The sequence below is a fragment of the Streptomyces parvus genome (assembly GCF_014648875.1).
GTDB lineage: Bacteria > Actinomycetota > Actinomycetes > Streptomycetales > Streptomycetaceae > Streptomyces > Streptomyces parvus.
The window spans coordinates 22,588-35,385 of sequence record NZ_BMRY01000015.1 but is presented as its reverse complement, the minus strand read 5'-3'; the positions used below and the strand labels follow the sequence as shown (position 1 = coordinate 35,385).

Below are 12,798 nucleotides of genomic sequence, written 5' to 3'. Positions count from 1 at the left end.
CCGGCCTCTGTTGACCAGGACATGAAGCCACCGCTCCTCAGCGTCGTCGTCCCCGTCCACAACGTGGAGGCCTATCTGGAGGACTGCCTGCGGTCGGTGGCGGAGCAGACCCTCGACGCGATCGAGGTGGTGATGGTCGACGACGGTTCGACGGACGGAAGCGCCCGGATCGCGGCGGAGTTCGCGGCGCGGGACAGCCGCTTCCGGCTGATCCGACAGCAGAACGCCGGCCTGAGCGCCGCCCGCAACACCGGCGTCCGGCACACCACCCCCACCGTGCCCTACCTGGCGTTCGCGGACAGCGACGACGTCGTCGTGCACGACGCGTACGAGCGGATGACGGCCTCCCTGGAGTCGAGCGGCTCCGATCTGGCGACCGGCAACGTGTGGAGGCTGACCGGGCAGGGGCGGCAGCAGGCCTGGCAGTACCGCTGGCTGACAGGCCCCCGGACGCGTACGCACATCACCCGGGATCCGCGTCTGCTGGCCGACCGGGTGGCGTGGAACAAGGTGTTCCGGCGGTCCTTCTGGGACACGCACGCCTTCGCCTTCCCCGAGGGCAGGCTGTACGAGGACACGCCGGTGATGATCCCCGCGCACTATCTCGCGGGCTCGGTCGACGTCCTCGCCGAGCACGTCTACTACTGGCGGGTGCGGGAGGGCTCGATCACCCGGCGGCGTACGGACGTCACGGGCGTACGGGACCGGATCGCCGCGTGCGAGCAGGTCAGCGCGTTCCTGGGCGGCCGGGACGCGGCGCAGCGGCGGGCGTACGACGCGTCCTGCCTCCGCGACGACTTCGGGTACTTCCTGGACGGCCTGCCGATGGGCGGCGAGGCGTACCGGGCGGCGTTCCTGGAGGGCGCGGGGGCCTTCGTCGACCGGGCGGGTCCCGAGGTACTGGAAGGGCTCCCGGTGGAGCTGCGCATCAAGTGGCAGCTGGTACGGGAGCGACGCGTGGCGGAGCTGCTGGAGGTGCTCGCCTTCGAACGGGCCAACGGGACAGGCACGTTCGCCGTCGAGGGCATTCCGGGACGGAGGCGGGCGGTGTACCCCGGCGTGCGCGGCGCGAGCGCCCCGCTCACGGGCAAGGACGTCCCGGCGGTCGCGCGGCTCCTGGAGGCGCGGTGGGGCGCGGACGGGAAGCTGCGGCTGCGCGGGTACGCGTATCTGCGCAACCTGCCCGCCGGATCGACGCACCGGCGGCTGACGTTGGGCATGGTCAGGGCGGAGCGGGGACGGGCGGTGCGGCCGGTGCCGGTGCGGCCCGTTCCCGCCCCCGAGGCGACGGTGAACTCCGGTCAGGAGCTGCACGGCTACGACCATGCGGGCTTCGAGATGGTCCTCGACCCGGACCGGCTGCCCGCGACGGCGGAGGGCGGCGGCTGGCTGGTGGGCCTGGTCCTCGCCGCCCCCGGAACGATCCGCCGGGTCGCGGTGCGCGCCCAGGACGCGGGCGCGGACCAGCCGCTGGTGCACGACCTGGGCGACGGGCGGCGGGCGGTGCTGGACTTCCTGGGCGGCCGCCTCCGGCTGACGGTGTCGCACCTGCGGGCCCGGGCCGAGGAACACCGGACGGTCGCCGTCGGGACGGCGGGGGCCTCGCTGGAGATCGCGGGCAGGCTCCTCGACGGGACGACGAGGCCCGCGGCGCTGGTGCTGACCCGCGAGGACGGCGAGGAGTGCTCCTGTGCGGTGGCGTACGGGGAGGGCTCCGGACCGCAGGGTCGCGCACCCGGGCCGGACACGGGTACACCCGGGCCCGGCGGGCTCTCGTTCACCGCGCGTGTGCCGCTCGCCGAACTCGCCGGCGCCCCGCCCGCCGTGCACCGGGCCCCCCGCGAGGTCGAGGCGGCGGGCGGCGCGCGGTGGCGGGTCCGGCTGCTGCTCGACGACGGCACCCGCGTCCCGCTGCCCGCCGCCCCGGACCTGCCGCCGCCCGCGTGCGCGGATCCGGCGGGCGACCTGGTGCTGGACCTGGCGGGGCTGCCGTACGCGGACCGGGTGGAAGCCACTCCGGAGGGGGGCCTGCGGATCTCGGGGGCGTACGCCCCGGCGGGGGCGGGGGCAGCGGACACGCCCGGCGCCCGACTGGTCCTGCGCCACGAGACACTGCACGAGGTGGTCCCGGCCGCGGAGACCGAGGTGATCGATGCGACGACCGACACGAACGGGACCCCGGGTGCCCGGGGAACCGGGGTGGGTACCCGGGGTACCCACCCCGCCCTCCGCTTCTCCGCGCTGATCGCACCGCCGCTCCCGGAGGGCCGCTGGGAGGTCCGCCTGGACGACCGCCCCGTCCGCGTCCTCGGCTCCGCCGCCGCGCAGCTGCCCTGCGGCGACGAGGACGAGACCGCGCTGCGCCTGGAGCGGCGGCACGGCGACCGGCTGTCCGTCGTCGCTCCGCCCGGCCTCCCGGCCGCCGGGCGGAGCGCGTACGGCAGGCGGCTCCTGCGCGCCGCGCACCACCCGGACCCGCGCAGGCCCAGCACGTCCCGCACGCTCCCGCTGCTCCGCGACCGGCGCACGCCCCGCACGTCCCACGCATCGCGCACGCTCCCCCTCCGCGACACCGTCCTCTACGCGGGCGGCGACTCCCCGCGCGCCGTCCACGCCGAGCTCGTGCGCCGGGGCACGGACGCCGAACACCTGTGGGTCACCGGTACCACCCCCGGCCGCATCACCCACGTACCGCCCGGCGCGCGGGCCGTCCCCGTGCACAGCGCCGCCTGGTACGAGGCGCTGGCCCGCTCCCGCCGGATCGTCACGGACGACCAGCTGCCCGCCTGGTTCGAGCGGCGGCCCGGGCAGACGGTCGTCCAGACCTGGCACGGCACCCCGCTCGGCCGGTTCGGCTCCGGCCTGGCGGACTCCCTCTACGCCGACCACCAGCACCTCGCCACCCTGCCGCAGCGGTCGGCCCAGTGGTCGGTACTGATCTCCCCGAGCCGCTTCGCCACCCCGTTGCTGCGCCGGTCGCTCGCGTACGAGGGCGAGGTGCTGGAGGCCGGGTCGCCCGCCAACGACGTGCTGTTCCCGCCGGTACGGGACAAGGCCGCCGAGGAGGTCCGGCGCGGCCTCGGCATCCCGGAGGAGCACCGCGTGGTGCTGTACGCCCCGACCTACCGCGACCACCTGGCCCATCCCTCGGCCGCCGCGTCCGCCTCCTCCGCCGACCGCACGGCCCCCGGCCCGTACCGCTGGGACCCGGCGCTCGACCCGCACGCCCTGGCCCGGACGCTCGGCCCCGGCCACACGGTGCTGGTGCGCCGCCATCCCCGGGTCACCGGGAGCGTCCCGGCCGGCCCCGGCGTGCTCGACGTCTCGCGCCACCCGGGGGCGGCGGGGCTGCTCCTGATCGCCGACGTCCTGGTGACGGACTACGCGGGGCTGATGTTCGACTTCGCGCTCACGGGCCGGCCGATGCTCTTCCACACGTACGACCTGGAGCACTACCGCGACACCGTGCGCGGCTTCTGCCTGGACTTCGAGACCCGGGCGCCGGGCCCGCTGCTGGTCACGACGGACGAGGTGGCCCAGGCACTGCGCGACACGGACAGGTCGGCGGCCCGGCACGCGGACGCGTACGAGAGCTTCCGCCGCGACTACTGCGACCTGGACGACGGCAACGCGGCGGCCCGGGTCGCGGACCGGCTGCTGGCGGACGCGGAGTAGCTCCGGGCCCGTCGCCCGGAATCCCCCGGACGGGTGGCGGCGGGGAGAACGGGCCCGCCGCACGGAACCCATGAGGTGTGCCCCTCTTCTCTGCTGCCTCCGCCGCGTCCTCCGCCGCCGATCTCCCGCCCGCCGCCACCGCGGGCGACGGGGCCGAGGGGGCTGCCCGGCCGTCCCTGTGGCTGCCGTCCCCGTACCTCGTGCTGGGCGGTCTGCTCTGGGCGGTGCTGTCGGCGGCGGCCTGGCAGGCTCCGCTGTGCTGCGAGGCCGGGCTCCAGGCGGCGGTCGTCGAACGGCTGCGGGTGAACCTGCTGCACCCGGCGTTCCCCATGACCGACCTGCCCGCCGTGGCGAGCGCGCACTACTCCCCGTACGCGCTGCTCCAAGGTGTCGCCGCCCGCGCCACCGAGCTCTCCGGCCCGTCCGTCGTGGCACTGGCCGCGTCGGTGAACCTGCTGCTCCTGCTCACCGGGATCGGCCGGCTGACCCGGCTGCTGACCCCGAACCGCTGGGTTCCGGTGCTCCTCCTCGTACCGCTGGGCCTGATCCACTGGGCGGACCCGGCGCGCTGGAGCGCGCCGACCACGTTCGCGGTCGCGGTCACCCTGCATCTGTGGGCGTGGACCGGCCACGTGGCCGCCCGGGTGGCCGAGCGCGGCGATCCGGCACCCCGCCGGTCGCCCCGGTGGTTCGAGGCGGCCGGGATCGGGGTGCTGCTCGGGCTCGTCCTGCTGGTCCACCCGCAGACGGCGATCGGCGCGGCGATCGGGTGCCTGGCCCTGATCGCTTTCCGGACGCGGACCCGGATCCGGCCGACCGTGTGGCGGTGGGCGTTCGCCGCGGTGTGCGCGGTGACCGTGGCGGCACTGTGGCCGTACTACAACGGGCTCACCGCCCAGCGCGCCCCCATCGACAGCCTGACGACAGCGCCTGCGGCAGCCGAGGGTGTGAAGGCGGCCGGGGAGCCGTACGCCTGGGCGACCGCGTACGTGCCCCGGGGCGAGGTGGTCCTGACGGACAGCCGCCCGGCGATGTACGCGCTGGCCGGGCACGGGGCGTACGTGCTGGCCGACGCCCTGCCGGACGCGGGGCTCGCGACGACGGAGCGGCGGGACAGGAGCCGCGCGGTGGCCGCCTATCTCGACAAGTCGACCCCGCAGGACCGCCGGGACGGGATCACCGCCCGGTACGAGGTGCGGTGGCTGCTGCTGACCCGGAACCAGCAGCTGCCGGAGAACGCGACGGTGCTGGCGTTCAGCACGCGTACGGGCGAGGTGCTGGCGCGGGTGGCGGCGGGCTGAGGATCCTCAGGTGTGCTTGAGTGCGGCCACCGCCGAGGCGGCCAGATCGTCCAGGTAGCCCTTGGGGAGCTCGCCCCGGACGACGACGAGCCGCCAGTACAGCGGCCCGACGATGAGGTCGAGCGCCCGGTCCGGATCGCTGCCTTCCGGCAGTTCCCCCCGGGCCACCGCCTCCCGCACCACGACGGCGGCGACGCCCTGCTGCTGGTCGAGGAGGGCGGCCTTGATCGCGTCGGAGATCTCCGGATTGCGGGCCGCCTCGACCAGCAGGTCCGGGATGACCTGCGAGGCGACCGGGTGGCGCAGGGCGTACGCCGCGAGCTCCAGGACGGAGCGCACGTCCCCGTACAGCGAACCGGTGGCCGGGGCGGGCATCCCCTGGGCGGCGACGGCCGCCACCAGGTCGAGGACGAGCGCCAGCTTGGACTTCCAGCGGCGGTAGACGGCGGTCTTGCCGACCCCCGCGCGCCGGGCGATGCCCTCGATGGACATCCGGGCGAACCCGACCGCGGCGAGCTCCTCGAAGACGGCGGCGCGGATGGCGTCGGTCACGTCCTCGCGCAGGACGGCGGCGCCTGCGGGGGCGCGGCGGCGGGTTCCCCGTTCGGTGGTCATGGCCCGCAGCATAGTCGGCCGCGACGAAACGGTTGCGTTGCGACGTAGAAGCGTCCTACTCTCAGCGTTACGACGATACGGTCCCGTCCCAACGAGGGCGTCCCCACGGGACCGTACCGTCCCGCCCTGCCACCTCCCCCCCATCGCCCCATCGGTGTCGAAAGCGGTCGATCGTTGAGCCAGACAGCAGCCCCGCCCCCGGTGACCGCCCCCTCGGAGGGCGCCCCGGCCACCGCCGTCCCCACGTACGCCCCCGGTGAGCTGGCGGCCCTGGCGGCCCGGCACGGCCTGAAGGTCAGCGGCGCCCGGCCGTCGCTGCCCGAGTACATCCGGCAGCTCTGGGGTCGCCGGCACTTCATCACGGCGTTCGCGACGGCCAAGCTGACGGCCCAGTACAGCCGGGCGAAGCTCGGCCAGATCTGGCAGATCATGACGCCGCTGCTGAACGCGACGGTCTACTACTTCATCTTCGGCGTCCTGATGAACACCAAGCACGGGGTGGAGGACTTCGTCCCGTTCCTGGTCACCGGGGTCTTCATCTGGACGTTCACCAGCAGCTCGATCACCGCGGGCACGCGGGCGATCAGCGGCAACATCGGCCTGGTGCGGGCCCTGCACTTCCCGCGCGCCTCGCTGCCGGTGGCACTGGCTCTCCAGCAGCTCCAGCAACTGCTGTTCTCGCTCGGCGCGCTGACCCTGATCCTGCTGGCGTTCGGCCAGTACCCGCGCCCGACCTGGCTGCTGGCCGTCCCGGCACTGGCGCTCCAGGCACTGTTCAACACGGGCCTGTCGATGGCGATGGCCCGCCTGACGGCGAAGACCCCCGACATCGCCCAGCTGACCCCGTTCGTGCTGCGGACCTGGATGTACTCGTCCGGCGTGATGTGGAGCCTGGACCACCTGCTGGCCGGCGACCGGGTGCCGCGGGCGGTGATGGTGCTGCTGGAGTACAACCCGGCGGCGCTCTACATCAACCTCATGCGGTACGCGCTCATCGACAGCTACACGTGGGACCAGCTGCCGCCCCTGGCCTGGGCGGCAGCGGCCGGCTGGGCGCTGCTGTGCGGGGTGGCGGGATTCGTGTACTTCTGGAAGGCCGAGGAGACGTACGGACGTGGCTGACGCCAGGAACACCCCCGGGGACCACCGGGTACCGACGGTCGTCGTCGACGACGTCCACATCACGTACACGGTCAACGGCGTGCGTACCGGCCGGGGCAGCGCGACCTCGGCGCTCAGCCGCCTCACCTCGCGCCGCCGCACCCCCGGCGCACGCCAGGTGCACGCCGTGAAGGGGGTCAGCTTCGCCGCGTACAAGGGTGAGGCGATCGGCCTGATCGGCTCCAACGGCTCGGGCAAGTCGACCCTGCTCAAGGCGGTCGCGGGCCTGCTCCCGCCGACCCGGGGCAAGGTCCACACCCACGGCCAGCCGTCGCTGCTCGGCGTGAACGCGGCGCTGATGGGCGACCTGACCGGCGAGCGCAACGTGATCCTGGGCGGGCTGGCGATGGGCATGACGCGCGATCAGGTCCGCGCACGCTACGACGAGATCGTCGACTTCTCCGGCATCAACGAGAAGGGCGACTTCATCACGCTGCCGATGCGCACGTACTCCTCGGGCATGGGCGCGCGGCTGCGCTTCTCCATCGCGGCGGCCAAGAGCCACGACGTGCTCCTGATCGACGAGGCGCTGTCGACGGGCGACGCGAAGTTCCAGCGCCGCAGCAAGGACCGCATCAAGGAACTGCGCGCGGAGGCGGGCACGGTCTTCCTGGTCAGCCACAGCAACAAGTCGATCACCGAAACCTGCGACCGCGCACTGTGGCTGGAGGCGGGCACGCTACGGATGGACGGCCCGGCCAAGGAGGTGGTGAAGGCCTACGAAGCCTTCACGAACCGCAAGTAGCCGAACCCACCCGGCCACATGCAGCCGACCTGGCACTTTCCCAGCCCGCCCGGCCACATCCAGCCCGCCCGGCGCTTGAGGGCATCTTTCCAGCCCGTCCGGCGCTTGAGGGCATCTTTCCAGCCCGTCCGGCGCTTGAGGACATCTGTTCAGCCCGTCCGGCGCTTGAGGACACACCCCCCACGCCGAGGGGCCGGCACCACCAGGTAAGGGCCCCTCAGACGTACAACAACCAACCCCTACGCGTGCGTACGCAACAACGTCCGCATCGTCCGCATCGCCACCGACAGATTCGCCAGATCGAACGCGTCCGACCCCTGGATCTCCTCCAGCGTCGACCGCGACCGGGCCAGGATCGCCGCGTTCTTCTCCTCCCACGCCCGGAACCGCTCCTCCGGCGTCGAGGACCCGTCCCCCACGCTCAGCACGTCCGACGTGAGCGCCGCGTGCGCCGCGTACAGGTCCTCGCGGATGGAGGCGCGGGCCATCGACTGCCAGCGGTCGGCCCGCGGCAGCTCGATGATCCGGTCCATCAGCTGCGTGATCCGCAGTCGGTCCGCGAGGTCGTAGTAGACCTCGGCGACCTCCAGCGGCTCCTTGCCCGTACGGTCGGCGATGGCCACGATGTCCAGCGCCGGGAAGGCGGAGGAGAACCCGGCCACCCGGACCGCCAGCTCGTCCGGCACACCCGCGGCCGTCAGCTCGTCCAGGATCGAGTGGTACCAGTCCAGGTCGGCGCCCCGGACCAGCTTCGGCAGTTCGTTCCAGACCTGCTCGACGCCGTCCCGGAACAGGTCGATGGTCTCCGAGATGGCGACGGGCTGCGGCCGGTTGCCCAGCAGCCAGCGCGACCCGCGCTCGACCAGCCGCCGCGAGTGCAGCCGGATCCGGGTCTGGACGTCGGCGGCGACCTTGTTGTCGAGCGCCTCGACCGCGTCCCACACCTGCGAGAGACCGAAGATCTCACGGGCCGTGAACTGGGCCCGGACGATCTCCTCGATCGACGCCCCGGTCTCCTCCCGCAGCCGGTGCAGGAAGGTCGAACCGGCGGTGTTCACCGTGTCGTTGACCAGGACCGTCGTGATGATCTCGCGCCGCAGCGCGTGCCCGTCGACCGCCTCGGGGAACCGCTCGCGCAGCGCGCTCGGGAAGTAGGCGTGCACCAGCTTCTGCAGGTGCGGGTCGTCCGGCAGGACGGTGGAGATCAGCTCGTCCGCCGTCGTGATCTTCGTGTAGGCGAGCAGCACGGCCAGCTCGGGCTGGCTGAGCCCCTTCTCGTTGCTGAGCAGCTCCCGGATGTGCCGGTCGGCGGGCAGGAACTCCAGCGCCCGGTCCAGCGCGCCGTCCCGCTCCAGCCGGCGCATGAAGCGCTGCTGGGCGTGGAGCAGCGAGGGCGCCTGCGCGGAGGCGTTGGAGAGGGCGACGTTCTGCGCGTAGTTGTTGCGCAGGACGAGCGCACCGACCTCGTCGGTCATGTCGGCGAGCAGCTTGTTGCGCTGCTTGACGGTCATGTCGCCGTCCCGGACCAGACCGTTGAGGAGGATCTTGATGTTCACCTCGTGGTCGGAGGTGTCCACCCCGGCGCTGTTGTCGATCGCGTCGGTGTTGACCCGGCCGCCGTTGCGGGCGAACTCGATCCGGCCGAGCTGGGTGGCGCCGAGGTTGCCGCCCTCGCCGACGACCTTGGCCCGCAGGTCCTCGCCGTTGACGCGGATCGCGTCGTTGGCCTTGTCGCCGACGTCGGCGTTCGACTCGGAGACGGCCTTGATGTACGTGCCGATGCCGCCGTTCCACACCAGGTCGACGGGCGACTTGAGGATGGTCTGCATCAGGTCGGCGGGCGTCATCTTGCTCACCGACGCGTCGATGCCAAGCGCCTCACGGATGTGCGCGTTGAGCGGGATGGACTTGGCGCTGCGCGGGTGGATGCCGCCGCCCGCGGAGAGCAGGTCGGTGTTGTAGTCGGCCCAGGAGCTGCGCGGCAGGTCGAACAGGCGGCGCCGCTCGGCGTACGAGGTGGCGGCGTCCGGGTTCGGGTCGATGAAGATGTGCCGGTGGTCGAAGGCGGCGACCAGGCGGATGTGCTCGGAGAGCAGCATGCCGTTGCCGAAGACGTCACCGGACATGTCACCGACGCCGACGACCGTGAAGTCCTCGGTCTGGGTGTCGTGGCCCAGCTCCCGGAAGTGCCGCTTGACGGACTCCCAGGCGCCGCGGGCGGTGATGCCCATGCCCTTGTGGTCGTAGCCGGCCGAACCGCCGGAGGCGAACGCGTCGCCGAGCCAGAAGCCGTACGCGACGGCGACCTCGTTGGCGATGTCGGAGAAGCTCGCGGTGCCCTTGTCGGCGGCGACGACGAGGTAGGTGTCGTCCTCGTCGTGGCGGACGACGTCGGTGGGCGGCACGACCTCGCCGGCGACCATGTTGTCGGTGATGTCGAGCAGCGCGGAGATGAAGGTGCGGTAGGCGGCGATGCCCTCGGCGAACCAGGCGTCGCGGTCGACGGACGGGTCCGGGAGCTGCTTGGCGACGAAGCCGCCCTTGGCGCCGACGGGCACGATGACGGTGTTCTTCACCATCTGCGCCTTGACCAGTCCGAGGATCTCCGTACGGAAGTCCTCACGCCGGTCCGACCAGCGCAGCCCGCCTCGGGCGACCTTGCCGAAGCGCAGGTGGACGCCCTCCACGCGCGGCGAGTAGACCCAGATCTCGTACGCCGGCCGGGGCGCGGGCAGATCCGGGATGGCCTGCGGGTCGAACTTCATCGACACGTAGGAGTGCGGCGTGCCGTCCTCCGTGTGCTGGAAGAAGTTGGTGCGCAGGGTGGCCTTGATGACGGTGAGGAAGGACCGCAGGATCCGGTCCTCGTCGAGCGAGGCGACTTGGTCCAGGGCCCCGTCCAGCTCCTCCAGGAGCCCGTCGGTCAGCTCGGTTCCGGCACTCTGACGGCCGGGCGACATGCGGGCCTCGAAGAGCGAGACGAGCAGCCGGGTGGTGTGGACGTTGTTGCGGAGCGTGGACTCCATGTAGTCCTGGCTGAAGGTCGAACCGGCCTGCCGCAGGTACTTCGCGTAGGCGCGCAGGACCATGGCCTGGCGCCAGTTCAGCCCGGCGCCGAGCACCAGCGCGTTGAAGCCGTCGTTCTCCGCCTCGCCCTTCCAGACGGCGGCGAAGGCCTCCTGGAAGCGGGCGCGGGCGTCGTCGGCCAGGTAGCCGCCGTTGCCGTTGACCAGGGGCATCCGCAGCCCGAAGTCGTAGATCCAGGCGTGGGTGCGGTCCGCGCAGCGCAGCTCGTACGGCCGCTCGTCGACGACCTCGACACCGAGCTGCTGGAGGGCGGGGAGGACGGCGGAGAGGGAGACCTGCTCGCCGGTCCGGTAGATCTTGAAGCGGCGCTCGCCGGGGCCCGCGCCGACGGGCTCGTACAGGCTGAGGGCGAAGTCCTTCTCACCCTCCCGGAGGGTTTCGAGGTGGACCAGGTCGGACACGGCGGCGCGCGGCGAGTGGTCGGCCTTGTAGCCCTCGGGGAACGAGTGGCCGTACTGGCGGTTGAGTTCGGCGGCGCGCTCCTCGCCCAGCTCGGCGGTGAGCGCCTCTCCGAAGCCGTCGGCCCAGGAGCGGGCGGCCTCGACGAGGCGGGCCTCGATCCGGTCGGCGTCGGCGTCGGTCAGGTGCGGCAGCTCGGTGCCGGCGGGGACCCGGATGACGAAGTGCAGCCGGGAGAGGATCGACTCGGTGTTCCAGGCGGTGAAGTCGACGCTGGTGCCACCGAGCTCCTCCTTGAGGATGTCGATCAGCCGCAGGCGCACGCCGGTGGTGTAGCGGTCGCGCGGGAGGTAGACGATCGCGGAGTAGTAGCGTCCGTACTCGTCCTGGCGCAGGTAGAGCCGCAGCCGGCGGCGCTCCTGGAGGTAGAGGACGGAGGTCGCGATGGCGCGGAGCTGGTCGACGGGCGTCTGGAACAGCTCGTCGCGCGGGTAGGTCTCCAGGATCTGGAGCAGGTCGCGCCCGTCGTGGCTGTTGTACGAGAAGCCGGCGCCCTCGACGACCTCGGCGACCTTGCGGCGGATGACGGGCACCCGGCGCACGGACTCGGTGTAGGCGGCGGAGGAGAACAGGCCGAGGAAGCGCCGCTCGCCGACGACGTTGCCCTTGGCGTCGAACTTCTTCACGCCGACGTAGTCGAGGTAGCTGGGGCGGTGCACGGTGGCCCGGCTGTTGGCCTTGGTCAGGACGAGGAGCTTGTGCTCGCGGGCCTTGGCGCGGACGTCGGCGGGCAGCCGGTCGAAGGACGGGCTGACCGGGTGGGCCTCGTCCGCGCTGTGCTGCGGGTCGGAGCGCAGGATGCCGAGCCCGGTGCCGGGTACGGCGGCGAGCGCGTCGCTGTCCTTCAGCTCGTACTCGCGGTAGCCGAGGAACGTGAAGTGGTCGGCGGCCAGCCAGCGCAGCAGCTCGCGAGCCTCCTCGACCTCCTCGTCGGCGAGGTCGTCGAGCGGCTCGCCCGGCAGGTCGTCGGCGATCCGGAGGGCGGCGTCGCGCATCTTCCCCCAGTCCTCGACGGTCTCCCGTACGTCGGACAGGACGCGCAGCAGGTCGGCGGTGATCTGCTGGAGGTCGGCGCGGTCGGTCTCGCGGTCGATCTCGACGTGGATCCAGGACTCGACGAGCGCGTCGTGCGGCAGCTCGCTCTTCTGGTCCTTCTCGCCCTTGGACTTCTTCCGGCTCTGGGAGGCCTTCGGGGTGCCGGGGCCGCCGGAGAGGACCTCGATGAGCTTGCCGGTGACATCGCGGCGGACGGTGACCTGCGGGTGGATCACGAGGTGGATGCCGCGGTCCTGCCGGGACAGCTCGTTGGTGACGGAGTCCACGAGGAAGGGCATGTCGTCGGTGACGACCTCGACGACGGAGTGGCTGCAGGCCCAGCCGTTCTCCTCGACGGTCGGGGTGTGCACCCGGACGTTCGCGGTGCCCTGCGGACGGTTCTCGGCCAGCCGGTAGTGCGAGGCGGCGGCGCCGAAGACGTCGACCGGGTCACGGCCGCTGAGGTCTTCCGGAGCCGTATGCAGGTAGTAGCGCTGGAGGTACGCGAGCACCGTGTACTGGCCGGCGGAGGCGCTCGCGTCGGCCCCGGCGGCGGAGACCCGCGCCCGGGGGGCACCTCCCGGGCCACCGACACCACCGCCCGGACCGTTGTCAGCTACCTTGGCGGCCCCTGCGAGCAGCTCGGCCTTGGCTTCGTCCAGCTTGGTCTGCATGTCCTCTGGCTCCTGTCGCGCGCCGTTGCGTGACGTAGGTGAGAAA

6 protein-coding genes are annotated in these 12,798 nt (G+C 72.6%); 4 read left to right on the top strand and 2 right to left on the bottom strand.

The window, feature by feature from the left end; genetic code table 11:
• Window positions 1–21 precede the first annotated feature (21 nt).
• Window positions 22–3,675: a bifunctional glycosyltransferase/CDP-glycerol:glycerophosphate glycerophosphotransferase gene (locus IE140_RS32365; RefSeq protein WP_150198023.1), complete on the top strand. Its 3,654-nt coding sequence runs from the start codon at window positions 22–24 to the stop codon at window positions 3,673–3,675.
• A gap of 77 nt (window positions 3,676–3,752) precedes the next feature.
• Window positions 3,753–4,976, top strand: a complete 1,224-nt coding sequence (locus IE140_RS32360; RefSeq protein ID WP_150198025.1) for a hypothetical protein — start codon at window positions 3,753–3,755, stop codon at window positions 4,974–4,976.
• Window positions 4,977–4,982: 6 nt separating this feature from the next.
• Here the strand turns inward: IE140_RS32360 and IE140_RS32355 are convergent, their stop codons facing one another.
• Window positions 4,983–5,603 (bottom strand): TetR/AcrR family transcriptional regulator, encoded by a 621-nt coding sequence (locus tag IE140_RS32355; RefSeq protein WP_032765096.1) that lies wholly within the window; start codon window positions 5,601–5,603, stop codon window positions 4,983–4,985.
• A gap of 162 nt (window positions 5,604–5,765) precedes the next feature.
• Between IE140_RS32355 and IE140_RS32350 the strand changes: the two genes are divergently transcribed.
• Window positions 5,766–6,713 (top strand): ABC transporter permease, encoded by a 948-nt coding sequence (locus IE140_RS32350; protein ID WP_373296209.1) that lies wholly within the window; start codon window positions 5,766–5,768, stop codon window positions 6,711–6,713.
• The gene (locus tag IE140_RS32345; protein ID WP_150197982.1) at window positions 6,706–7,497 is read left to right on the top strand and encodes an ABC transporter ATP-binding protein; all 792 of its coding nucleotides are present in this window, start codon (window positions 6,706–6,708) and stop codon (window positions 7,495–7,497) included. Before IE140_RS32350 ends, IE140_RS32345 begins: the two co-directional genes overlap by 8 nt.
• Window positions 7,498–7,736: 239 nt before the next feature.
• Here IE140_RS32345 and IE140_RS32340 read toward each other — a convergent pair whose 3' ends face one another.
• Window positions 7,737–12,752 carry an NAD-glutamate dehydrogenase gene (locus IE140_RS32340; protein WP_150197984.1) on the bottom strand — a complete coding sequence of 1,672 codons (5,016 nt, stop codon included), beginning with the start codon at window positions 12,750–12,752 and terminating at the stop codon, window positions 7,737–7,739.
• Between the last annotated feature and the right edge of the window lie 46 nt (window positions 12,753–12,798).